Origin of the sequence: Paraburkholderia fungorum, assembly GCF_046027605.1 — a bacterium.
Classification (GTDB): Bacteria; Pseudomonadota; Gammaproteobacteria; order Burkholderiales; family Burkholderiaceae; genus Paraburkholderia; species Paraburkholderia fungorum_F.
Genome location: NZ_JAQQEF010000003.1, coordinates 203,664 through 227,404, shown reverse-complemented (window position 1 = coordinate 227,404; position 23,741 = coordinate 203,664). Strand labels below are relative to the sequence as shown.

The following is a 23,741-nucleotide window of genomic DNA, read 5'->3' as shown; positions in this document are numbered from 1 at the left end:
GGGCGATAGCCGCGCAAAGGCCGGCCTCAACAGCGGTACCCGGGAAGATCTCAAAGACGGTTGCAGTGAGCTCCTCGATGAGGAGCGCTCAGCGAGCCCATCAATCCAAAGAACAGCAACACAGGCAAGGGCGCGTGGCTAAACAGAAGACGTTGTACATCTGCAGTGAATGCGGCGGCCAATCGCCGAAGTGGGCCGGACAGTGCCCGTCATGCAATGCGTGGAACACACTGGTGGAGTCGGTCGCTGAGGCGCCGTCCACGCATCGCTTCCAGTCGCTCGCGAAGAGCGCGCCGGTGCGGCGTCTCGCCGATATCGAAGCGTCCGACGTGCCGCGCTTCTCGACCGGCGTCAGCGAGTTCGACCGTGTGCTGGGCGGCGGTCTCGTGCCGGGCGGCGTGGTGCTGATCGGCGGCGATCCGGGCATCGGCAAATCGACGCTGCTATTGCAATCGCTCGCGGAAATTGCCGCGGACAAACGCGCGCTTTATATCAGCGGTGAAGAATCGGCCGCGCAGATTGCGTTGCGCGCGCAACGACTTTCGTTGCTGGAACCCGGCTCGAAAGCCAGCGAACTGCAACTGCTGGCGGAAATTCAGCTCGAGAAAATTCAGGCGACGATCGCCGAGCAGCGGCCGGACGTTGCGGTGATCGACTCGATTCAAACCGTCTATTCCGATGCGCTGACTTCAGCGCCTGGTTCGGTCGCGCAAGTGCGCGAATGCGCGGCGCAGTTGACCCGTATCGCCAAACAGTCGGGTACGACGATCATCATGGTCGGCCACGTCACCAAGGAAGGCGCGCTGGCCGGGCCGCGCGTGCTCGAGCACATCGTCGATACGGTGCTGTACTTCGAGGGCGACACCCACTCGTCGTATCGCCTGGTGCGCGCGATCAAGAACCGCTTTGGCGCGGTCAACGAACTCGGCGTGTTCGCGATGACCGAGCGCGGTCTGCGCGGTGTTGCCAATCCGTCGGCGTTGTTTCTGTCGCAGCACGAGCAATCCGTTCCGGGGTCGTGTGTGCTGGTGACGCAGGAAGGCACGCGGCCGCTGCTGGTCGAAGTGCAGGCGCTGGTGGATGCGGCCAACGCGCCGAATCCCCGGCGCCTCGCCGTGGGGCTGGAACAGAACCGTCTGGCGATGCTGCTGGCGGTGCTGCATCGGCACGCCGGCATCGCCTGTTTCGACCAGGACGTGTTCCTGAACGCGGTGGGCGGCGTGAAGATCACCGAACCCGCGGCCGACCTGGCCGTGCTGCTCGCGATCCACTCCTCGATGCGCAATAAACCGCTGCCCAAGGGGCTGGTCGTATTCGGCGAGGTTGGGCTTGCCGGCGAAATCCGGCCGTCGCCCCGCGGTCAGGACCGCCTCAAGGAAGCGGCCAAACTGGGCTTTTCGGTCGCGGTCATTCCGAAGGCCAATGCACCGAAACAGCCAATTGAAGGCTTACAGGTCGTTGCCGTCGAACGGATCGAACAGGCCATCGACCGGGTCCGCACGCTCGAGTAGACGGGGCTTTGGCGCGCGCGGGCGCGTGTGCCGCCGTAATGGGCCGTAAATATCTCCATATTGGCTGTAACCTACCCGACATTCCTTTTTCCTAAGCTGCGAAGGTGTTGCATCCCTTCTGATGCCGAAAAAAGGATCGCGCCTTGAAACAGTCATATGAAACCGCTGCCGAGCGGCCCATGCAGGTGCGCGGCTGCCGCGTCTCCGAGCCTATTCGCCAGCCTTGGGGCGGTGCTTGCCGAATTGTCGAATGGATCGACACGGCAGGGCAGATTTCGCGCCGGGTCGTGGCCGAACATGTCACCGCCGCCGAAGTGCGCGCGACCATCAACCGTCATGTGGAAGGCCGCAAGCATTTCCTGTACGACGACGAAAAAACGCCGCGCCAGGTTTTGCCACGGCAGACGGTGGTGCGGCGCTGAGGTTTCGGAGCGCGCGGTGAGGATTTAACCGCTCAGACGCTCGCCGTCCCCGGCGTCGTTTTCGTCTTTATCGTCGTTCATCGCGGCGTATGCCTCGCGGTTGAACAGTGGGTGCTGCGCGGCTTCCGCCGCGGTCAGCACCGGCGAGACACAGCAGTCCAGCGACTCCAGCAGCAGGACCCATTCTTCCAGCGGGCGCTTGCCGATCAGCCCGGCCAACTCGTGCGTCAACGCGGTGGCGTCCGGGCCGCCGATTGCCTGCCCGAGGCTCCAGTGACGCGTCGCCCATTCGGGCCGGTCCAGCGCCATACATAGCGTTTCCCAGAACTTCAGCTCGAGCGCGCCGACCGCGAGCCAGCGATTGTCGAGCGTCCTATAGAGGTTGTAGCAGGGCACGCCGCCGTTCAGCAGACCGGCGCCCGCGGCCGGCGCGGCGCCTTCGTTGATGAGCGCGACTTGCGCGACGACATTGTGCGCGTGGGTGACATGCGTCATCGAGACGTCGACGAAGCGGCCAACGCCGCCGCGCGACACGTGCCATAACGCCGCGAGAATTTGCGTCACCGCGCTCAACGCGCCGCCGAGCAGGTCGGCAATCTGGAAATTCGGCAGAATCGGCGCGCCGTCGCGGCCCGCCAGTTGATCTAGCACGCCCGCGTAGCCGATGTAGTTGAGATCGTGGCCTGCATGGTCGACAAACGGGCCGCTCGCGCCATAACCGCTGATCGCGCAGTAGACCAGCCTCGGATTGAGCGCGCGCAAGGTCTCGTAGCCGATGCCGAGGCGCTCCATCACGCCGGGCCGGAAACTCTCGATCAGCACATCCGCTTCAGCCGCGAGCGCGAGCAACACAGTGCGACCCGCTTCCGATTTGAGGTCGAGGCGCGTCTCGCGCTTGCCGCGATTCACCAGCCGGTAAAACGCGCCGGGGCGGCCCGCCACGCGGTCGCTGGATGATTGCATCATCGCGCGGGTGGGATCGCCCGCGCCGGGGGCTTCGATCTTCAGCACGTCAGCGCCGAGTTCTGCAAGCCGCAAGGCGGCTACCGGACCGGGAAGCAGGCGCGTCAGGTCCAGCACGCGCAGGCCTTGAAGCGGAGGAGGTGCGCCCGCGGATGGCGGCGCAGCTGACGAAGCTGATGATGAAGGACCTGACGAAGCGCTTGATGAAGGACCTGACGAAGCCGCTGACGAAGCACCTGACCGAGCATCCGACGATGAGGCCGACGGCCCGGCCGAAGCCACGGACGATGACGCGACTGAAGCCGCAGACGAGTTCACGCGTGACAAGAGCTACCTCCGATCGATGCCGGCGCGGTTGAGCAATAGCCTGCCGCTAGCCGATTTGTTCGAGTTCCTCGTGAATCTCGAGCCATTCGGCTTCGAGCGCATCGAGGCGCGTGTTCACATCTGCCTGACGGCGGATCGCCTCCGTCAGTTTGCTTTTCTGCTCGGGCTCATAACTCGCCGGATCGACGACGAACGCATCGAGCGCCGTCTTCTCCGCGTTGAGCGTGTCCATTTCCTTCTCGATCTTGTTGATGCGGCTTTGCAGCGGCTTCTTCAGATGCGCAAGCTTTTGACGCGTTTCCGCTTCGAGACGGCGCTGTTCCTTGCGATTGATGCCGCCGTCCGCGCTCTCCGCGCCGTTCGACGGCGTGCCCGCTTTCAGCGTCGCGCGCTGTTCCGCGGCATGTTGGAGCAACCAGTCGCGGTAGTCGTCCAGATCGCCGTCGAATTCCTGCAGACGATGTTTGGCGACCAGCATGAACACGTCGGTGGTGGCGCGCAGCAGATGCCGGTCGTGCGACACCAGAATCAGGGTGCCCTCGAATTGCGCGAGCGCCATGGTCAACGCGTGACGCGTTTCAAGATCCAGGTGATTGGTCGGCTCGTCGAGCAGCAGCAGATTCGGTTTTTGCCAGATGATCAGCGCGAGCGCCAGACGCGCTTTTTCGCCGCCCGAGAAGGGTGCGATCTTCGCGGTCGCCATTTCGCCGGAAAAGTTGAAACTGCCGAGGAAGTCGCGCAATTCCTGTTCGCGCGTGTCTGGTGCAAGACGCGCCAGATGTTGCAGCGGCGTGTCGTCCGGCCGCAGGGTTTCAAGTTGATGCTGCGCGAAGTAACCGATGCGCAGACCCTTGCCCTCGCGCACATGGCCGCCGAGCGCTTCGAGCGTGCCGGCGAGCGTTTTGATCAGCGTCGATTTGCCCTGGCCGTTTGCACCGAGCAGGCCGATGCGCTGGCCGTTCTGGATCGATAGCATTACATGGTCGACGATCGGAATTTCGCCGTCGGCACCGCGATAGCCGCAGCGCACGTCTTCCATCACCATCATCGGATTCGGCGCGGAATCCGGCGTGCGGAATTCGAACGTGAATGGCGAAGACGCATGCGCCGGCGCGATCAGCTCCATCTTCTCGAGCGCCTTCACGCGGCTCTGCGCCTGACGCGCTTTGGTGGCCTGCGCCTTGAAGCGGTTGATATAGCTCTGCAAATGCTCGACCGTGCGCTGCTGCTTTTCATACGCGCTTTGCTGCAATGCAATCTGTTGCGCGCGCAGTATTTCGAACTGCGAGTAGTTGCCGCCGTAACGCTTGATCTGCTGATGCTCCAGATGCAGCGTGACGTTGCAGACGGAATCGAGAAACTCGCGGTCGTGGGAGATCACGATCAGCGTGCCCGGATAACGGTGCAACCAGTCTTCGAGCCAGACGATCGCGTCGAGATCCAGGTGGTTGGTCGGCTCGTCGAGCAGCAGCAGGTCGGAGCGGCACATCAGCGCCTGCGCCAGATTCAGCCGCATGCGCCAGCCGCCGGAGAAGCTGCTGACCGGTTCGCGCGTCTGTTCCAGCGTGAAGCCGAGGCCGAGCAGCAGCGCTTCGGCGCGGGCCGGCGCGGTGTAGCCGTCGGCGTCGGCGAACGCGGCGTGCGCTTCGCCTTCGGCGGCGCCGTCATGCGCGGCCGAGGCTTCGGCGATGCACGCTTCGATCGCGCGCAACGCGGCGTCGCCGTCGAGCGTATAGGCGAGCGCGGTCTTGTCCGCGGCGGGCGTTTCCTGCGCGACGTGGGCGATCTGCCAGTTCGGCGGGATGGAGAAATCACCGCCGTCGGCGTGCAGTTCGCCGAGCAGCACGGCAAACAGCGTCGACTTGCCCGCGCCGTTGGCCCCCACCAGGCCGGCTTTCTCGCCCGGGTTGAGGGTGAACGTGGTGTTTTCGAAGAGCGGCTTGGTGCCGCGCGCGAGGCTGAACTGGTTAAAGCGGATCACGAAGAGGCCGGCGGAAGAAAAACGCTATTTTAGACTGCCGGGGCTGACACCGGGCACTCAGCCAGGATCGGCCATTCGGCCGACTGTACCGGCGAAGCTTTTGGCATAGACTGACGGCTTTCACGGGGAGAGCACATGACATCGATTTATTCGTTTTCCGCACGTACGCTCGGCGGCGAGGAAGTGAGCCTCGAGCGCTATCAAGGCAAGGTCCTGTTGATCGTCAATACGGCTAGCGAATGTGGCTTCACGCCGCAGTACGCGGGTCTGCAAAAGCTTTATGACACTTACGCGGCGCGTGGGCTCACGGTGCTGGGTTTTCCGTGCAACCAGTTCGGCAAGCAGGAACCGGGCGACGCCGCGCAGATCGGCAGTTTCTGCGAGAAGAACTACGGCGTGACCTTCCCGATGTTCGACAAGATCGATGTGAACGGCGCCAATGCGCATCCGCTGTTCCGCTATCTGACGGGCGAGGCGCCGGGCTTGCTGGGGCTCGAAGGGATCAAATGGAACTTCACCAAGTTCCTGATCGGCCGTGACGGCAATGTGGTGAAGCGTTACGCGCCGCTGACCAAGCCCGACACGATTACCGAGGATATCGAAAAGCTGCTGTAACGGGTCGCGGAGCCGCAAGTTCAGCTCGGACCGGGGGCTGGAAGCGGCGACCGGCGCGGCGCCGGAGCGTCGCATCACCGCCTGGCTGGCCTGTCCGAACGGGCGTGAGTCAGTGCCCGGGCTGATGCCGATGCTCAGGTTGATGCCGGTTTCGGCCGCGCGGTAGCGGTGCGGCTACAGGATCGGCGAGAACAACCGCGCCACATGCATCAGCACGCGCCGCAGCGCGCTCGCCTGGCGGTACTCGTTGCGGTCGATTTCGAGCGAATCCGCGAAGTCCTTGAGCAGCATCGCTTCGACGTCCCCGGCAAAGCCGCGGTCCACGGTCAGCACCATGATCTCGAAGTTCAGCCGGAACGAGCGGTTGTCGAGATTGGCGCTGCCGATTGCCGCCGCCACGCTGTCGATCAGCACGACCTTCTGATGCAGGAAGCCCGGCTGATAGCGGAAGATCCGGATGCCCGCGCGCAGCGAGTCGTACGCATACAGTTTCGAGGCGGCGAACACCACGCGGTGATCGCGCCGGCATGGGATCAGAATGCGGACATCCACGCCGCGCAGCGCCGCCAGCCGCAACGCGGCGAACACGGCTTCGTCCGGCACGAGGTAAGGCGTCGTGATCCAGATGCGCTCGCGTGCCGCATTGATCGCCTCGACAAAGAAAAGCGAGCAGGTCTCCTGCTTGTCGGCTGGACCGCTCGGCACGACGAGGCAGTGCATGCCATCTTCGGTTGGCTGGAAGGCCGGCATGTCGAATTCGGGCAGTTGCTGGGTCGCCCAGTGCCAGTCTTCGGTGAACACGAACTGGATGCTGGCAACGGCCGGCCCACGCACTTCGATATGCGTATCGCGCCAGGGCGACAGGGGTGGTTTGCCGCCGAGATATTCGATACCGACGTTGTGGCCGCCGACAAACGCGCGTTCACCGTCCACCGAGACGATCTTGCGGTGATTGCGGAAGTTCAACTGCAAGCGGTTGACAAAGCGGCGATTGGTGGCGAACGGATGAGTCTCCACGCCGGCCGCTCGCAGTGCCGCCACGTACCGGTGTGGCAGATCGAAACTGCCGATGCTGTCGTACAGGAAGTAGACGCGCACGCCTTGCTGCGCTTTCGCGATCAGCGCGTCTTTGAGCATTTCGCCGAGCGCGTCGTCGCGCACGATGAAGAACTGCACGATCACGTAGTTGCGCGCGCCTTCGATCGCTTCGAAGATCGCCTCGAAAGTCGCGGCGCCGTTTACCAGCGTGCGCACGGCATTACCCGGCAGGAAAGGCATACCGCCCAGCCGCGTAAGCGAATGCACGAGCCTCCCGCCCAGCTCCTGCGTAGGCAGTCCCGCGGACGAAGCCTGCGTGTCCCATTCCGGAGGATGGGCGCGCGTGCGCAGCAATTCGTTTTCGACGCGGCGAGCGTCGGCGTAGCCCTGGAATTTGCTACGGCCGAGAAACAGGTACGGCACCAGCGTCAGATATGGCATGGCGACCAGCGACACGGCCCACGCGATCGCGCCTTGCGATGTGCGCGTGTTGAGAATCGCGTGGCACGCCGCAACCACGCCGAGAATATGGGCGAGGGCGACAAGCGAGCCGATATGAAGCAGGTCGAATTGCATAGGCGGGCGAAGGGTTGGTAGAACGCTGCCGCGGGTCTCTAGCGACGCCGCGGCAAGCCGACCGCGCTCATCTTACCGAACGTGAGTGGTTTGGAAGGCCCAACAGTCCAGCGATCCGAAGATCCAGCGCCCCGGCGCTAAACGTCAGACCGGCAGATCCGCAGCCTGAATCAGGAACACGTTGTCATCGCCGGCGCTCGTCGATAGCCAGACCAGATCGAGGCCGCCGAACGCCGCTTCGACGTTCGCGCGCTCGTTGCCGATCTCGACCACCAGCACGCCGTCGTCGGTCAGCCAGTTGCGCGCCTCGGCAATGATCCGGCGCACGATATCCATGCCGTCCGCGCCGCCTGCCAAAGCCATGTCCGGCTCGTGCTTGTATTCGGCCGGCAGGTCCTGCATCGAGGTGGCGTTCACATACGGCGGATTGCTGATGATCACGTCATAGCGGCGCTCGGCGAGCGGCGCGTACAGATCGCCTTCGAAGAGTGCGACACGGTCGTCGAGCCTGTAGTCCGCGACGTTGCGCGTGGCGACTTCCAGAGCGGGCGCGGAAAGGTCGACTGCGTCGATATCCGCGTTCGGAAAGGCGTGCGCCGCGAGGATCGCGAGGCAGCCCGATCCGGTGCACAGTTCGAGCACGGCGCTCACCTGTTCCGGATCTTCCACGTACGGTTGCAGGCCGTCCTGCAGCAACTCCCCAATGAACGAGCGCGGCACGATCACGCGTTCATCCACGTGAAAGCGGAAGCCATGCATCCACGCTTCCTGCGTGATGTAGGCCGCCGGCACGCGTTGCGCGGCGCGGCGCTCGATCACGTTCAGCATGGCGTCGATTTCGGCCGCGGAGAGGCGCGCGTCGAGAAACGGCTCCAGCAGATCGAGCGGCAAATGCAGTGTGTGCAGGATCAGATAAGCGGCTTCGTCGTAGGCGTTGGCCGAGCCGTGGCCGAACGATAATTCGGCCTGGTTGAAGCGCGACACCGCGAAACGCAGCAGGTCGCGGACGGTGGAGAACGGGAGCGTCATCGCGGAAATTCCTTGGGGATCAGGCAATCAGTTGTTCGAGCACGCGGCGATACACGTTTTTCAGCGGCTCGATGTGTGCGACTTCGATGTGTTCGTCGATCTTGTGGATGCTGGCGTTCAGCGGTCCGAATTCGATCACCTGTTCGCAGATGCGGGCGATGAAACGGCCATCCGAGGTGCCGCCGGTGGTCGACAGTTCGGTCGTTACGCCGGTTTCGTCCTTGATCGCTTTAGCGAGCGCGTTCGACAGGTCGCCGCGTGGTGTGAGGAACGGCAGGCCGCTCACGGTCCATTGCAGATCGTATTCGAGCTGGTGCCTGTCGAGGATCGCATGCACGCGCGCTTGCAAACCTTCCACCGTGCTCGCCGTCGAGAAGCGGAAGTTGAACATCACGTCCGCATGGCCCGCGATCACGTTGGTCGCGCCGGTGCCGGCATGAATGTTCGACACTTGCCACGTGGTGGGCGGGAAGTACTCGTTGCCGTCATCCCAGCGTTCGGCGACCAGTTCGGCCAACGCGGGCGCGAGCAGATGCACTGGATTTTTCGCCAGATGCGGATAGGCGATATGGCCTTGCACGCCCTTGACGATCAGCTTGCCCGACATCGAGCCACGCCGGCCATTTTTCACCATGTCGCCGAATTGCGCGCTCGAGGTCGGCTCGCCGACGATGCAGTAGTCCATGCGCTCAGCGCGTGCCTGCAGCGCTTCGACGACCTTGACGGTGCCGTCGGTAGCGGGGCCTTCTTCGTCGCTCGTAATCAGGAATGCGATCGAGCCGCGATGCGCGGGGTGCGCCGCGACGAATTCCTCGCTTGCCACCACGAAGCCGGCGATCGACGCCTTCATGTCCGCCGCGCCGCGGCCATAGAGTTTGCCGTCGCGATGGGTCGGCTCGAACGGCGCCGATTGCCATTGTTCGAGCGGGCCGGTCGGCACGACATCGGTGTGGCCGGCAAATGCGAGCAGCTTGCCCGCGGTGCCGTCGACGCCGCGTTTGACGGCCCACAGGTTGGTCACGCCGTGCGATTCGATGGTCTCGTGCTCGAAGCCGATTGCGGACAGGCGTTCGATCAGGAGGCGCTGGCAATGCTGGTCGTCGGGCGTCACGGAGGCGCGCGCGATCAGTTGTTCGGTAAGGGCGAGGGTGCCGGACATGGATTCAGTACAAGCCACATTGAAATGAAAAAATGCCGGCTGGCGGTGGGGACACCGCAGCCGGCAACAGCTTTTGAGCAACGCGGCGAGGCCGCGTTTTGCAGACAATCAGGCAAACAGCGCTTCGTATTCGTCTGCCGCAAAACCGAGCGACTTGACCTTTCCGTTCACCACCAGCACCGGCCGCTTGATCACCGAAGGCTTGTGGATCATCAACGCGATCGCGCCCGACTGCGTATCCGCGGCCGCTTTCATGTCGTCGGACAGGCCGCGCCACGTTGTGCCGCGACGGTTCAGCAACGCGTCGAGCTTGACGTCTTTCAACCAGTCCTGCACCAGCGGCTCGGTCACGCCGTGCTTCCTGAAGTCGTGGAACTCGAACTCGACGCCGTGTTCTTCCAGCCACACACGGGCCTTCTTCACGGTGTCGCAGTTCGGAATGCCGTAGACGACGGTCTTGGTGCCGCGTGCCATCAGTCGCCTCGCAGCAGCTCGTTCAGGCCGACCTTCGCGCGCGTTTTGGCGTCGACCTTCTTGACGATCACGGCGCAGTAGAGGCTATGCGAACCGTCCTTCGACGGCAGGTTGCCCGCCACCACCACCGAGCCCGCCGGAATGCGGCCGTACGACACCTCGCCGGTTTCGCGGTCGTAAATCTTGGTGCTCTGGCCGAGGTACACGCCCATCGAGATCACCGAGTTTTCTTCGACGATCACGCCTTCCACCACTTCCGAACGCGCCCCGATGAAGCAGTTGTCTTCGATGATGACCGGGTTGGCCTGCAGCGGCTCCAGCACGCCGCCGATGCCCACGCCACCCGACAGGTGGACGTTCTTGCCGATCTGCGCGCACGAGCCGACGGTGGCCCACGTGTCGACCATCGTGCCTTCGTCAACATAGGCGCCGATGTTGGTGTACGACGGCATCAGCACGACGTTCTTCGCGATGAACGAACCGCGGCGCGCGATGGCGGGCGGCACCACGCGGAAGCCGCCGGCGGCGAAGTCTTCAGCGGTGTAGTTGGCGAACTTGGACGGCACCTTGTCGTAGAACTGCGAGTAGCCACCGGCCGGCATCGGCGCGTTGTCTTCCAGGCGGAACGACAGCAGCACGGCTTTCTTCAGCCATTGATTGACGACCCAGTCGCCGTCCTTCTTTTCGGCCACGCGCAGCGCGCCCTTGTCCAGTTGTTCGATGGCGTGGGCGACGGCTTCGCGCACCTCGGCCGGCGCGGCCTTCGGTGACAGGTCGGCGCGGTTTTCCCAGGCGGTATCAATGATCTGCTGAAGTTGTTGCGACATATGCGTGCTTTTCTGAAGAGTTGAAGTCTGAAGAAGGGAGTGCGGTGCGCGCGGTTGCTGAATCTGAAAAACTCAGCCCGCGAGCGCGCGGCAAAAATCGACGATCCGTTGTGCGCCTTGCGTGCATTCGTCGACATCGGCGACGAGCGCCATGCGCACGAAATTGCGGCCGGGGTTCACGCCGTGCGCAGTGCGCGCGAGAAACGAGCCCGGCAGAACCGTCACATTATAGTCGGCGTAGAGGCGCTGGGCGAACTCGGCGTCCGACAGGCCGGTGCGCGAGACGTCCGCCCACAGATAGAACGCGGCGTCCGGCAGGCGTACGTCGAGCACCTCGGCGAGCATTGGCGTCACGGTGGAAAACTTCTGCACGTACTTCGCGCGGTTCTCGCGCACGTGCGTTTCGTCATTCCAGGCCGCGATGCTGGCATTCTGGAACACCGTCGACAAGGCCGCGCCGTGGTATGTCCGGTATAGCAGGAAGTCTTTCAGGATCGCCGCGTCGCCCGCCACGAAGCCCGAGCGCATGCCCGGCACGTTCGATCGCTTGGACAGGCTCGACAGCATCACGAGCCGCTCGAAGCCACGGCCGAGCCGGTGTGCGGCTTCCAGCCCACCCAGCGGCGGATGGGTCTCGTCGAAGTAAATTTCCGAGTAGCACTCGTCCGAGGCGATCACGAAGCCGTAACGGTCCGACAGCGCGAACAGTTCGCGCCAGTCGTCGAGCGTGAGCACGGCGCCGGTGGGATTGCCCGGCGAGCACACGTACAGCAGCTGCGTGCGCGCCCAGATGTCCGCGGGGATCGCCGAATAGTCGCAGGCGAAGTTGCGCGCCGGGTCGCTATTCACGAAGTACGGCTGCGCGCCGGCGAGGATCGCCGCGCCTTCATAGATCTGGTAGAACGGGTTCGGGCAGAGTACGATCGCAGGCTCGCCGTCGGCGTGGTGCGCGGTGTCCGGTGCAGTGTCCCGATGAGGGTCGATGACCGTTTGTGCGAGCGCAAAAAGCGCCTCGCGCGAGCCCGACACTGGCAGCACCTGGGTGGCAGGATCGACCGGCGGCAGGTTGTAGCGCTGCGTCACCCAAGTCGCAATCGACTCGCGCAGTGCCGGCGAGCCGATCGTGGCCGGATAGGCCGACAATCCGCCGAGCGAGGCGATCACCGCGTCGCGAATCAGCGCGGGCGTGGGATGTTTTGGTTCGCCGATGCCGAAGCTGATGTGCGCAAGGCCGGCCGGCGGCGTGACGTCCTTGAAAAGCGCACGGAGCTTTTCGAACGGATAGGGCTGAAGGGAGTCGAGTAGCGGGTTCACTGGGCGGATCGAGCCTGATCGAAGAGGGCGCAGAGGAATGCTGGCATACATGCTGACCTGAAAGCGCATGGAACACGCGAAAAGGGTGGCAGCGGCGGCGAGCAGATGATTATAGCGTGGCGGCGCGCACGGGAAATTCATGGCGGCGTTGCCCCTTGCGCCTTGCCCGTTGCGCCTTGTCGTCTGGCTGCCAGATCGCATGCAACAGCGAGAAACCCGACGCGAGTAGCGAGCATGACTCAGGGCCGCAACGGTCCGAACGCAGGCAATGTGTGCTGCAGAAGGCATCTGAGGGCACATTGCAGCGGCGCCAGGCGTGTAAGACGCGGCGCAACCCGCCAGGCGGCGCAGGCAATGCGACGCAGCGGGAACGACGCGAACCGCGGACGGTTCGCGCAAAAAAGAAGCAGGAGCAGCAATGTACATAGCAGCAACGGAGACATCCACACGATTTAGGCAATGCGGGCAGCGGGGGCCACTCGAACAATTCGAACGAGCCGGACTAACAGGACGAAGCAGCCACAACGACTGCGCCGTCGCCAAAGTCAGCAACCCCGCCCGCACAAACAGCCACCGCCGCCGGAGCCTCGCATCATGACCCACTGGCTTCGTAATGGCTGGCCTACCCTGGCGATCATGCTGGGCGCCTCGGTGTGGGGGATGATCTGGTACCCGCTGCGCATGCTGAATGCGCTTGGCGTGACCGGCACAGCGGCGAGCGCGCTGACGAGCGGCGCGGGCTGCCTGTTCGTCCTGCTGGTGCGCCATCGGGCGCTCAGGACCGTGCGCTGGCACTGGCTGCTGCCGGCGCTGGCGCTGGCCGCGGGCATTACCAATCTCGGCTTCGTGTGGGGTTCGATCCACGGCGAAGTGATGCGCGTGCTGCTGCTGTTCTATCTCACCCCCGCCTGGACCGCGCTCTTCGCGCACTTCATCCTGCACGAACGGCTGACGTGGGCGGGCGCGGGACTCGCCGCGCTCTCGCTGGCCGGCGCGATGACCATGCTGTGGTCACCGCAACTGGGCCTGCCGCTGCCCGGCAACCTCGCCGAATGGGCAGGGCTGGCGGGCGGCATGGGCTTCGCGATGAGCAACGTGTTGATCCTCAAGACGAGCCGCGTGCTGCCCGGGATGAAACCAGAAATGCGCACTGCGACGATCTTCGGCGGCGCGGCGATTTTCAGCGCCTTTGCCTCGCTGTTCGAGGCGATGCCCGCACCACCCACCGGCACGCATCTCAACACGGCCGCGCTACTGGTGCTTGGCCTCGGGTTTCTGCTGGCGTCGAACAATATGCTCGTGCAGTATGGACTCTCGCGCGTGCCAGCCAATCGGGCTTCGATCATCATGCTGTTCGAGATCGTGATCACGGCTTTGTCCGCGTGGCTGTTCGCCGGCGAGACGCCGGGCCCGCGCGAGTGGGCCGGCGGCGCGTGCATCGTGCTGGCGTCCGCGCTCTCCAGTTGGGTGCACCGGACCAAGGCCTTGCCGCCTGATCCAGCCATTGAGGATGCGGGTCTTCACGCCAACGATGACACAGACCGTAAGGACGGTAAGAACCGCTCACGCGCGATGGTATGATTGCCCCTCATTAGCTGGCGCTCGCTTGATCGCGTTCGCCTGGCGCCCGTATCGCGGGGTAGCGCGGGCCGTTTCGCTGCATCGGCGAACGGCTGGCGCGGCTTTCGCGAGCCACCTTTTATTTTCCCTTTTCAAACAGCGAAATCGCCGTGCGTCTGACCTCGATCAAACTCGCTGGCTTCAAGTCATTCGTCGATCCCACGCATTTCCAGGTACCGGGCCAGCTCGTCGGCGTGGTCGGGCCGAATGGGTGCGGCAAGTCCAACATCATCGACGCCGTGCGCTGGGTGCTCGGCGAATCGCGCGCTTCCGAGTTGCGCGGCGAGTCGATGCAGGACGTGATCTTCAATGGCTCGACCGCGCGCAAGCCAGGTAGCCGCGCCAGCGTCGAACTCGTGTTCGACAACGCCGACGGCCGTGCCGCCGGGCAGTGGGGGCAGTATGCCGAAATTGCCGTCAAGCGCGTGCTCACGCGCGACGGCACCTCGAGCTACTACATCAACAACCTGCCGGCGCGCCGCCGCGACATCCAGGACATCTTCCTCGGTACCGGCCTCGGGCCGCGTGCTTACGCGATCATCGGGCAGGGCATGATCGCGCGCCTGATCGAGGCGAAGCCGGAAGAGCTGCGCGTGTTCCTCGAAGAAGCCGCGGGCGTGTCGAAGTACAAGGAACGTCGTCGCGAAACCGAGAACCGCCTGCACGATACGCGCGAGAATCTGATCCGCGTCGAAGACATCGTCCGCGAACTCAGTGCGAATCTCGAGAAGCTCGAGGCGCAGGCAATCGTCGCGACCAAGTACAAGGATTTGCAGACCGACGGCGAAGAGAAGCAGCGTCTGTTGTGGCTGTTGCGCAAGAACGAAGCCGGCGGCGAGCAGGAGCGCCAGCAACGCGCGATCGAACAGGCGCAGATCGACCTCGAAGCGCAAACCGCGAAGCTGCGCGAAGTCGAGGCGCAACTCGAAACACTGCGCGTCGCGCATTATTCCGCCAGCGACGCGATGCAGGGCGCGCAAGGCGCGTTGTACGAGGCGAATTCTGAAGTCAGCCGGCTCGAAGCCGAAATCAAGTTCATCGTCGAATCGCGCAACCGCGTGCAGGCCCAGATCGCTGCATTGACCGCGCAGCGTGAGCAGTGGCAATCGCAAGCGCAAAAAGCGCAAGACGATCTCGAAGACGCGGCGGAACAACTCGCCGTCGCCGAAGAAAAAGCCGCGCTGGCCGAAGACGAAGCCGCCGCCAAACACGACGCGATGCCGGCGCTCGAAGCGCGCTGGCGCGACGCGCAGACCGGACTGAACGCCGAGCGTGGCGGGATCGCGCAGACCGAACAGGCATTGAAGCTCGAAGCCGCGCATCAGCGCAATGCCGATCAGCAATTGCAGCAGTTGCAGCAGCGTCACGAGCGGCTGAAGTCGGAAGCGGGCGGCCTGGACGCCCCCGACGAAGCGCAACTCGAAGAGCTGCGCATGCAGCTCGCCGAGCACGAAGAGATCCTGCATGACGCGCAAACGCGCCTCGCCGACGCTCAGGAAACCCTGCCGCGTCTGGACGGCGAACGCCGTAGCGCGCAGGAGCGGGTGCAGTCGGAAAGCGCCCAGATTCACCAGCTCGACGCACGCCTGGCGGCGCTCAAGCAATTGCAGGAAAACGTCCAGACCGAAGGCAAGATCCAGCCGTGGCTCGAAAAGCACGAGTTGGGCAGCTTGCCGCGGCTGTGGAAGAAGCTGCACGTCGAAGCCGGCTGGGAAGCCGCGCTCGAAGCGGTGCTGCGTGAGCGCCTTGCCGCGCTGGAAGTATCGAACCTCGACTGGGTCAAGGCGTTCGCTACCGACGCGCCGCCCGCCAAGCTCGCGTTCTACGCACCGCCGGCAGCCGGTCAGCCGGTTGCTGCGCCGCCGGCCTTGCGGCCGCTGCTGTCGCTGGTTCGTATCGACGACGCAGGTATTCGCGCCGTGCTGAACGACTGGCTCGGCCTCGCCTTTGTCGCTGACGATCTGCAACAGGCGCTCGCCATGCGCGCGCAATTGCCGGAAGGCGGTTCGTTCGTCGTGAAGGCCGGCCACGTGGTGACGCGTGTCGGCGTCCAGCTGTATGCCGCCGACTCCGAACAGGCCGGCATGCTGGCCCGTCAGCAGGAAATCGAAAACCTGACGCGTCAGGTGCGCGCGCAAGCTTTGCTCGCCGATGAGGCAAAGGCCGCCGCGATCCGCGCCGAAGCCGCGCACACGCAAGCCGCGCAAGCGTTGTCCGATGTGCGTCAACAGTCGGAGCGCGCGACGCAACGCGTGCACGCCTTGCAGATGGACGTGCTCAAGCTCGCGCAAGCGCATGAGCGTTACACGCAGCGCAGCACGCAAATCCGCGAAGAGCTTGAAGAAATCACCGCGCAGATCGAAGAGCAGCGTGCCTTGCGTGGCGAATCGGAAGCAAACTTCGAGCGTCACGACGCCGAACTCGCCGAATTGCAGGCGCGTTTCGAAGACCACCAGTTGGCCTTCGAGGCACTCGACGAAGCGCTCACCGCCGCGCGCGCCCAATCGCGCGATCTCGATCGGGCCGCCACCGACGCGCGCTTCGCCGCGCGCAACATGGCGAACCGCATCGACGAATTGAAGCGCAGCATTCAGGTCTCGCACGAGCAGAGCGAGCGCGTCGCCGTCTCGCTGGAAGATGCGCGCGCCGAGCTGGAAACGATCAACGAGCAAACCGCGCATACCGGCTTGCAGGACGCGCTCGATATCCGCGCGGTCAAGGAAGAAGCGCTGCATGCCACGCGCCTCGAACTGGACGACCTGACCGCCAAACTGCGTGCCGCCGACGAAACCCGTTTGACCGCCGAGCGTGCGCTGCAACCGCTGCGCGACCGCATCAACGAATTGCAGTTGAAGGAACAGGCCGCGCGCCTGAACGGCGAGCAATTCATCGAACAACTGGCCGCGGCCGGCGTCGATGAGGCGGAACTGCAGGCCAAGCTCACGCCGGACATGAAGCCGTCCTACCTGCAAGGCGAAGTCACGCGGATCAACAACGCGATTACCGCGCTCGGCCCGGTCAATATGGCCGCGCTCGACGAACTGAAGGCGGCGACTGAGCGCAAAACGTTCCTCGATTCGCAATCGGCCGACCTGAACAACGCGATCGAAACGCTCGAAGACGCGATCCGCAAGATCGACGGCGAAACGCGCACGCTGCTGCAAGGCACCTTCGACGAAGTGAACCGTCATTTCGGCGAGCTGTTCCCGCGTCTGTTCGGCGGTGGTCAGGCCAGGCTGATCATGACCGGCGACGAGATTCTCGACGCCGGCGTGCAGGTGATGGCGCAGCCGCCAGGCAAGAAGAATTCGACGATTCACCTGCTGTCGGGCGGCGAGAAGGCACTGACCGCCACCGCGCTGGTGTTCGCGATGTTCCAGCTCAATCCCGCGCCGTTCTGTCTGCTCGACGAAGTGGACGCGCCGCTCGACGACGCCAACACGGAACGCTTCGCGAACCTCGTGCGCGCGATGTCGGACAAGACGCAGTTCCTGTTCATTTCGCACAACAAGATCGCGATGGAAATGGCGCAGCAACTGATCGGCGTGACCATGCAGGAGCAGGGTGTATCGCGGATCGTGGCCGTCGACATGGAAACGGCTGCGGGTTTCGCCCAGAATATCGGTTAGGTTTTCATTTAGATTGATCAACGCGGGCGCCCGCGTTCAGCGCAGCGGCCATTGGCCGCGCGACACATGGGGCGGGCGCAGAGCCGCGCACACAGAAGAATTGCTGATGGAGCATGCATGGACGAGTTGACACTCGGTTTGATCGGCGCGGGTGCCGTAGTGGTCGGGGGCGTGGTCGTGTACAACGCATGGCAGGGCGCGAAGGTGCGCCGCAAGATGCCGCGTCCCATGCCGGCCGATACCGCCGAAAGCTTCGCGCGGGACGATCAGGAGGAGCAGAGCCCGTTTATCGAACCGGCCCGGCCGACCACGCGGCGTGAGCCGGTCGTGGGTTCGGAGGCGGCCGCGGAAACCGCGTCGGCGCGCGTCGAGCCGACTTTTGGCGCGGCTGCGCCGCTCGACACGCCCGCGGATATTCAGGCCGAGACGACTACGCCAAATGGCTACCCGGAAGCTGAGGGTGTGGCTCAAGCGGAGGCCGAGGGCGGCCACGCTGCGAAGTCCGACGAACCGGTCGAGCCGATTCTGCCCGCCGCTACGACGATTTCGTCGGCGCCGCCGGCGATTGTCGATCGGCGCATCGACTGCATCGTGCCGATTCGCCTGAACGGCCCGGTGGCCGGCGACAAGGTGATTCCGCTCGCGCAGCGTCTGCGCCGCGCGGGCAGCAAGCCGGTGCATATCGAAGGCAAGCTCGAAGGCGGCGCGTGGGAATTGCTGCAAAACGGCGCACGCTATGAAGAGTTGCGCGCGGCCGCTCAATTGGCCAATCGCAGCGGCGCGCTCAATGAGCTGGAGTTCTCCGAGTTCGTGACCGGCGTGCAGCAGTTTGCCGATGCGCTCGACGCATCGCCGGAATTTCCCGACATGCTCGAAACGGTTGCGATGGCGCGCGAGCTCGACGGCTTCGCCGCGCAGTGCGACGCGCAATTGTCGATCAACGTGCTTTCCGACGGCGCGCCGTGGTCGGCCAACTACGTGCAAGCCGTCGCGTCGCAGGACGGCTTGCTGCTCTCGCGCGACGGCACGCGCTTCGTCAAGCTCGACTCGAAGCAGAGCCCGGTGTTCATGCTGCAGTTCGGCGACACCAATTTCCTGCGCGATGACCTGACCTACAAGGGTGGTCAGATGATCACACTGGTGCTCGACGTGCCGGTCGCGGACGAAGACATCCTGCCGTTCCGCCTGATGTGCGACTACGCGAAATCGTTGGCCGAGCGGATCGGCGGCCGGGTGGTCGACGACGGGCGCCGTCCGCTGCCGGAAACCGCGCTGCTCGCGATCGAAAAGCAGTTGATGACGCTCTACGCGAGGCTTGAGCAGGCGGGCATTCCGGCGGGTTCGCCGGCTACCCGGCGTTTGTTTAGCCAGTAACGTCTCTGCATTTCCATGCATGAGCCGACGGCCGCACGATGTGCGGCCGTTGACGTTTCTGGCGCAAAGACGACGCCTGAAGCTGGCCCATTCGGCTGATGTAAAGGGGCACGCTTCCTGCGATAATCCTATGTCTGAATTTCACTGAAGAAGCTTCCGACAGCATGGCCCGAACTCCCGCCTCAAACCCTGCAACCAGCGCCCCGGCAGAGCGGGCCGCGTGGCTGCGCGCGGAACTCGAACGCGCCAATTACGCGTACTACGTGCTCGACCAGCCGGACCTGCCGGACGCGGAATACGACAAGCTCTTCAAGGAGCTGGAGCGCGTCGAGACGGAGCATCCGGACCTGATCGTGCCGGATTCGCCCACCCAGCGCGTGGGCGGCGAGGCGTCGAGCGGTTTCGAGCCGGTCGTGCACGATCAACCTATGCTGTCGCTGAACAATGGCTTCGCGGATGAAGACATCGTCGCGTTCGACAAGCGCGTTGCCGACGCGCTCGGCAAGAACGCGAGCGAACCGGCGGTACCGGTCGATTATGCGGCTGAACTGAAGTTCGACGGTCTTGCCATCTCGCTGCGTTACGTCGACGGCATGTTCGTCCAGGCGTCCACGCGCGGCGACGGCGCCACCGGCGAAAACGTCACGGAGAACGTCCGCACGATCCGTTCCATTCCGCTCAAGCTCAAGGGCAAGCGCGTGCCGCATGTGCTCGACGTGCGTGGCGAAGTGCTCATGTTCAAGCGCGACTTTGAACGCCTGAACGAGCGTCAGCGGGCCGCCGAGCAGCGGGAATTCGCCAATCCGCGCAACGCCGCGGCAGGCAGTCTGCGGCAGCTCGATTCGAAGATCACCGCGCAGCGGCCGCTGTCGTTTTTTGCTTATGGAATCGGCGTGCTCGAAGGCATCGAGATGCCGGCCACGCATAGCGAACTGCTTGACTGGTACAAGGAACTCGGCTTGCCGGTGAATGGCGAACGGGCGGTGGTGCAAGGCGCCGAGGGCTTGTTGGGGTTTTTCCAAAAGGTGGGCGAGAAGCGCGACAAGCTGCCGTACGACATCGACGGTGTCGTCTATAAGGTCAACCGGCGCGTCGAGCAGGATGCGCTCGGCTTTGTCTCACGCGCGCCGCGTTTCGCGTTGGCGCACAAATTTCCTGCGCAGGAAGCGCTGACCAGACTCGTCGCGATCGACGTGCAGGTCGGCCGTACCGGTGCAATCACACCGGTTGCGCGGCTGGAGCCGGTGTTCGTCGGCGGCGCGACGGTGACGAACGCGACCTTGCACAACGAAGACGAAGTGCGCCGCAAGGATATCCGCATCGGCGACACGGTGATCGTGCGGCGCGCCGGCGACGTGATTCCCGAAGTGGTGAGCGCGCTGCTCGAGCGCCGCCCGGAAGACGCACGCGAGTTCGTCATGCCCACGCAGTGCCCGGTGTGCGGCTCGAGCATCGAACGTCTGCCGGACGAAGCGATTGCGCGCTGTACAGGTGGCCTGATTTGTCCGGCGCAGCGCAAGCAGGCGCTGTGGCACTTCGCCCAGCGGCGTGCGCTGGATATCGACGGGCTCGGCGAAAAGATCATCGACCAACTCGTCGAGCAGAATCTGGTGCGCACGCCTGCCGATCTGTTCAACGTCGGCTTTGCCACGCTGGCTGAACTCGATCGCTTTGCTGAGAAGTCCGCGCAGAATCTGCTCGACTCGCTCGAAAAAGCCAAACACACCACGCTCGCGCGTTTTATTTACGCGCTTGGTATCCGGCATGTGGGCGAATCCACGGCGAAAGATCTGGCCAAGCATTTCGGCTCGCTGAATCCGATCATGGATGCGTCAGTCGAGGAATTGCTGGAGGTGAACGATGTGGGTCCGGTCGTGGCCGAGTCGATTCATCAGTTTTTTGCCGAAGAGCACAACCGGACGGTGATCGAACAACTTCGCGCGCCGGGCAAAGTCAGCTGGCCGGAAGGGCCCCCCGCGCCAAAGGCGCCGCAAGGCGTGCTGGCCGGCAAGACGGTCGTCTTGACCGGCACTTTGCCGACGCTCGCCCGCGAAGAGGCGAAGGAAATGCTCGAAACGGCCGGAGCGAAAGTCGCAGGTTCTGTGTCGAAGAAAACGGACTACGTCGTGGCGGGGGCCGAAGCTGGCAGTAAGTTGGCGAAAGCCGAGGAACTCGGCATCCCCGTACTCGACGAAGATGGTATGCGTAAGCTCCTGGAGGGGCAGTTATGATCCGCGAAATTCTCAAGATGGGCGATCCGCGCCTTTTGCAAATTGCCGATCCGGTCGATCACTTCGACACCCCCGAACTGCATGAGCTCGTCAAAGACATGTTCGAGACCATGCACGACGCGAACGGCGCGGGGCTCGCCGCGCCGCAGATCGGCGTCAATCTGCAGGTGGTGATTTTCGGCTTCGGGCACAACGAACGCTATCCGGACGCGCCGCCGGTGCCGGAGACGGTGCTGATCAACCCGACTATCACGCCGGTATCGCTGGATATGGAAGAGGGCTGGGAAGGCTGCCTCTCCGTGCCGGGCCTGCGCGGCGCGGTAAGCCGGTTTTCGATGATCAAGTATCACGGCTTCGACCAGTACGGCAAGCCGATCGACCGCGTCGCCGAGGGCTTTCACGCGCGCGTCGTCCAGCATGAGTGCGACCACCTGATCGGCAAGCTGTATCCGATGCGGATCAATGATTTCGCGAAATTCGGCTTCACCGAAGTCCTGTTTCCAGATATGGACCCGAATAGCGACGACTGAGGCCGTAGTTCGGGCTGCGGCGAACGCATTGTCGTGTGCCGCCGGCATAAAAAAACCCACGTTCTAACGTGGGTTTTTTGTTGGGCGAGCGTCAAGGTGCGGGCACCGTGAGTTTCTCCTGGTTGAGCGTCAAGCTCCAGGCATCAGAATGACTCGTCCGCCGACAGGTAGCGCCATTGACCTGGTGGCAGTGCGCCCAGCATCACCTGGCCCATCCGCACACGCTTCAGGCCGAGCACTTCGAGGCCGACCAGTTCGCACATCCGGCGGATCTGGCGTTTCTTGCCTTCGCGCAGCACGAAACGCAGTTGTTCGCCGTTCTGCCAATTGACCTGTGCGGGCTTCAGCGGTACTTCGTCGAGCGAGAGGCCGTGGCACAAGAGCGCGAGGCTTTCCGGCGGGAAGTGGCTTTCGACATCAGTGGTGTGCTCGCCGAACGACACGCGCACCAGATATTCCTTGTCGATCTCCGAATGGCCGCCGATCAACTGCTTGGCGATGCGGCCGTCCTGCGTCAGCACCAGCAAGCCCGTCGAATCGATATCCAGCCGCCCGGCCGGCGCAAGCTGGCGCAGATGCGAGACCGAGAAGCGGATGTCCGAACTGTCGCCTTCCCAGCGATTTTCCGGCGTGACCAGCGTGATCGCCGGTTGATAGCCGTCTTCCGCCTGGCCCGATACGAGGCCCACGGGCTTGTGGATCAGGATCGTCACCTGGCTCGCTTGCGCCGCTTCGGCGGCCGGGTCGATCTCGATGCGCTGGTCCGGGCGAACCTTGGTGCCGAGCGTGTCGATCCGCTCGCCGTCGACCAGCACCCAGCCTTTTTCGATCCACTCGTCGGCTTCGCGGCGTGAGCACAGGCCGAGTTCCGACATCAGCTTGGACAGGCGCAGGGTGCCCGGTGCGTCTTCGTAATCGCGGCGCGGCGTGCGCGGGGCGGCATCGACGCCATCGCCGCGTTCGGTTCTGGCTGCCGGCGCCGGACCACGCGGTTTGTCGGCACGGGCGGGGCGGTTGTCGTCGCCAAAGCGGCGGCCGGCAGCCGGGAGTGCCTTGTCGAAGCTGCGAGCCGGGCGTTCGCCCCGATCGGACCGTTCGCTACGTTCGCCGGTACGCGCCGGACGATCGCCGAATTCACGTTTGGCGGGTGCTCGTTCGCCGCGGTCGTCGCGCGGCGCGCGCGCCGGACGGTCCGTGCGGTCGCCGTAGCCGCTTTTGACGGGCTTCGCGAAAGTGCGCTCGCCACGCTCGGAGGCGCCGCGCTCGCCTTCAAAACGGCGTGGTGCCGCGCTGTCGCTGCGTGGCCCGCGCTCGCCGGTGCGGCGCTCCTGAGGGGCGCCACGGTCGCTGCCGAAGCGCGGCCGATCCGAGGCGTCGCGTGCCGGACGCTCGCCACGCGGTCCACCTTCCGACGGACGGCCTGCACCCGGGCGCGGGCCGCTGAATGAGCGGCGTTCGCCGTCGTCACGGCGCGGGGCGCGGTTGCCTTCGAAACTGCGCGGTGCGCGCTCGCTGCGATCTGCGCTGCCTTCAAAGCGGCGGGGCGCGCGTTCGTTTCGGTCCGAGCTTCCTTCAAACCGGCGGGGTGCGCCTTGGCTGCGTTCGCCATCCGCGCGACGCGGAGCACGTTCGCTGCGATCGCCGCCACCTTCAAACCGGCGGGGGGCGCGCTCACTGTCGTCCCGGCGCGGCGCACGGTCGCCGCCCTCAAACCGGCGCGGAGCGCCTTGAGGGCGTTCGCCGTCAGCACGGCGCGGAGCACGTTCGCTATGATCAGCGCCACCTTCAAACCTGCGCGGCGCACGAGCGCCCGCGTCCCGCCGCGGCGCCCGATCGCTGCCGCCTTCAAACCGGCGCGGGGCGCCTTGAGGGCGTTCACCATCAGCACGGCGCGGAGCGCGTTCGCTACGATCAGCGCCACCTTCAAACTTACGCGGCGCACGAGCGCCCTCGTCCCGACGCGGTGCCCGCTCGCCGCCGCCCTCGAACCGGCGCGGAGCGCCTTGGCTACGTTCACCATCAGCGCGACGCGGAGCACGTTCGCTACGCTCGCCACCCCCTTCAAACCGACGCGGCGCACGCTCACCATCGTCCCGACGCGGTGCCCGCTCGCCGCTGCCC

16 protein-coding genes and 1 pseudogene are annotated in these 23,741 nt (G+C 64.5%); 8 read left to right on the top strand and 9 right to left on the bottom strand.

What is annotated here, in order from left to right; genetic code table 11:
- The first annotated feature begins 134 nt into the window (after positions 1-134).
- Together radA and PQR53_RS07095 are read left to right on the top strand one after the other, a co-directional pair.
- A complete protein-coding gene (gene radA, locus PQR53_RS07100; RefSeq protein ID WP_153135399.1) occupies positions 135-1,511 on the top strand; it encodes a DNA repair protein RadA in 1,377 nt (458 codons plus the stop codon).
- Between the two features lie 143 nt (positions 1,512-1,654).
- Entirely contained in the window at positions 1,655-1,933 is a 279-nt protein-coding gene (locus tag PQR53_RS07095; protein ID WP_179732697.1) for a DUF2866 domain-containing protein, read from the top strand.
- A 24-nt stretch (positions 1,934-1,957) separates the two neighbouring features.
- On the opposite strand, the gene PQR53_RS07090 is transcribed toward PQR53_RS07095, so the two are convergent.
- Both PQR53_RS07090 and PQR53_RS07085 read right to left on the bottom strand, forming a co-directional pair.
- Positions 1,958-3,019, bottom strand: coding sequence for a CaiB/BaiF CoA transferase family protein (locus PQR53_RS07090; RefSeq protein WP_408452341.1), 1,062 nt, complete (start codon positions 3,017-3,019; stop codon positions 1,958-1,960).
- A 250-nt stretch (positions 3,020-3,269) separates the two neighbouring features.
- Complete coding sequence (locus PQR53_RS07085; RefSeq protein WP_408451875.1) at positions 3,270-5,204, bottom strand: ATP-binding cassette domain-containing protein; 1,935 nt, start codon at positions 5,202-5,204, stop codon at positions 3,270-3,272.
- A gap of 135 nt (positions 5,205-5,339) precedes the next feature.
- On the opposite strand from PQR53_RS07085, the gene PQR53_RS07080 reads away from it, so the two are divergent.
- Complete coding sequence (locus tag PQR53_RS07080) at positions 5,340-5,819, top strand: glutathione peroxidase (RefSeq protein WP_408451873.1); 480 nt, start codon at positions 5,340-5,342, stop codon at positions 5,817-5,819.
- A gap of 174 nt (positions 5,820-5,993) precedes the next feature.
- On the opposite strand, the gene cls is transcribed toward PQR53_RS07080, so the two are convergent.
- The 6 genes from cls to dapC all read right to left on the bottom strand — a co-directional run bounded on the left by cls (position 5,994) and on the right by dapC (position 12,236).
- Positions 5,994-7,433 carry a cardiolipin synthase gene (gene cls, locus PQR53_RS07075; protein WP_408451871.1) on the bottom strand — a complete coding sequence of 480 codons (1,440 nt, stop codon included), beginning with the start codon at positions 7,431-7,433 and terminating at the stop codon, positions 5,994-5,996.
- Positions 7,434-7,577: 144 nt separating this feature from the next.
- The gene (prmB, locus tag PQR53_RS07070) at positions 7,578-8,462 is read right to left on the bottom strand and encodes a 50S ribosomal protein L3 N(5)-glutamine methyltransferase (RefSeq protein WP_408451869.1); all 885 of its coding nucleotides are present in this window, start codon (positions 8,460-8,462) and stop codon (positions 7,578-7,580) included.
- 19 nt (positions 8,463-8,481) lie between these two features.
- Positions 8,482-9,621 (bottom strand): succinyl-diaminopimelate desuccinylase, encoded by a 1,140-nt coding sequence (gene dapE / locus PQR53_RS07065; protein ID WP_323047252.1) that lies wholly within the window; start codon positions 9,619-9,621, stop codon positions 8,482-8,484.
- Positions 9,622-9,729: 108 nt separating this feature from the next.
- Entirely contained in the window at positions 9,730-10,095 is a 366-nt protein-coding gene (locus PQR53_RS07060) for an ArsC family reductase (RefSeq protein WP_179732682.1), read from the bottom strand.
- Complete coding sequence (dapD, locus tag PQR53_RS07055) at positions 10,095-10,922, bottom strand: 2,3,4,5-tetrahydropyridine-2,6-dicarboxylate N-succinyltransferase (protein ID WP_408451867.1); 828 nt, start codon at positions 10,920-10,922, stop codon at positions 10,095-10,097. Before dapD ends, PQR53_RS07060 begins: the two co-directional genes overlap by 1 nt.
- A gap of 72 nt (positions 10,923-10,994) precedes the next feature.
- Complete coding sequence (dapC, locus tag PQR53_RS07050) at positions 10,995-12,236, bottom strand: succinyldiaminopimelate transaminase (protein WP_408451865.1); 1,242 nt, start codon at positions 12,234-12,236, stop codon at positions 10,995-10,997.
- 594 nt (positions 12,237-12,830) lie between these two features.
- Here dapC and PQR53_RS07045 point away from each other — a divergent pair.
- From PQR53_RS07045 to def, 5 genes are all read left to right on the top strand, one after another.
- On the top strand, positions 12,831-13,817 hold the full coding sequence (locus tag PQR53_RS07045; RefSeq protein WP_408451863.1) for a DMT family transporter: 987 nt from the start codon (positions 12,831-12,833) through the stop codon (positions 13,815-13,817).
- Between the two features lie 149 nt (positions 13,818-13,966).
- Entirely contained in the window at positions 13,967-17,485 is a 3,519-nt protein-coding gene (gene smc, locus PQR53_RS07040) for a chromosome segregation protein SMC (protein ID WP_408451861.1), read from the top strand.
- A 117-nt stretch (positions 17,486-17,602) separates the two neighbouring features.
- Complete coding sequence (locus PQR53_RS07035; protein ID WP_408451860.1) at positions 17,603-18,859, top strand: cell division protein ZipA C-terminal FtsZ-binding domain-containing protein; 1,257 nt, start codon at positions 17,603-17,605, stop codon at positions 18,857-18,859.
- Positions 18,860-19,023: 164 nt separating this feature from the next.
- Positions 19,024-21,090: an NAD-dependent DNA ligase LigA gene (gene ligA / locus PQR53_RS07030; protein WP_408451858.1), complete on the top strand. Its 2,067-nt coding sequence runs from the start codon at positions 19,024-19,026 to the stop codon at positions 21,088-21,090.
- Positions 21,087-21,620 carry a peptide deformylase gene (gene def / locus PQR53_RS07025; protein ID WP_408451856.1) on the top strand — a complete coding sequence of 178 codons (534 nt, stop codon included), beginning with the start codon at positions 21,087-21,089 and terminating at the stop codon, positions 21,618-21,620. The genes ligA and def overlap by 4 nt, the downstream gene beginning before the upstream one ends.
- 143 nt (positions 21,621-21,763) lie before the next feature.
- Here the strand turns inward: def and PQR53_RS07020 are convergent.
- A pseudogene (locus PQR53_RS07020) lies at positions 21,764-23,011 on the bottom strand (pseudouridine synthase); the annotation flags it as partial.
- Between the last annotated feature and the right edge of the window lie 730 nt (positions 23,012-23,741).

What these genes read in the sequence shown, in the direction of transcription:
- PQR53_RS07080 (WP_408451873.1), top strand. Translation starts at nt 5,340, where the DNA reads ATGACATCGATTTATTCGTTTTCCGCACGTACGCTCGGCGGCGAGGAA.
- cls (WP_408451871.1), bottom strand. Translation starts at nt 7,433, where the DNA reads ATGCAATTCGACCTGCTTCATATCGGCTCGCTTGTCGCCCTCGCCCAT.
- prmB (WP_408451869.1), bottom strand. Translation starts at nt 8,462, where the DNA reads ATGACGCTCCCGTTCTCCACCGTCCGCGACCTGCTGCGTTTCGCGGTG.
- dapE (WP_323047252.1), bottom strand. Translation starts at nt 9,621, where the DNA reads ATGTCCGGCACCCTCGCCCTTACCGAACAACTGATCGCGCGCGCCTCC.
- PQR53_RS07060 (WP_179732682.1), bottom strand. Translation starts at nt 10,095, where the DNA reads ATGGCACGCGGCACCAAGACCGTCGTCTACGGCATTCCGAACTGCGAC.
- dapD (WP_408451867.1), bottom strand. Translation starts at nt 10,922, where the DNA reads ATGTCGCAACAACTTCAGCAGATCATTGATACCGCCTGGGAAAACCGC.
- PQR53_RS07045 (WP_408451863.1), top strand. Translation starts at nt 12,831, where the DNA reads ATGACCCACTGGCTTCGTAATGGCTGGCCTACCCTGGCGATCATGCTG.
- PQR53_RS07035 (WP_408451860.1), top strand. Translation starts at nt 17,603, where the DNA reads ATGGACGAGTTGACACTCGGTTTGATCGGCGCGGGTGCCGTAGTGGTC.
- ligA (WP_408451858.1), top strand. Translation starts at nt 19,024, where the DNA reads ATGGCCCGAACTCCCGCCTCAAACCCTGCAACCAGCGCCCCGGCAGAG.
- def (WP_408451856.1), top strand. Translation starts at nt 21,087, where the DNA reads ATGATCCGCGAAATTCTCAAGATGGGCGATCCGCGCCTTTTGCAAATT.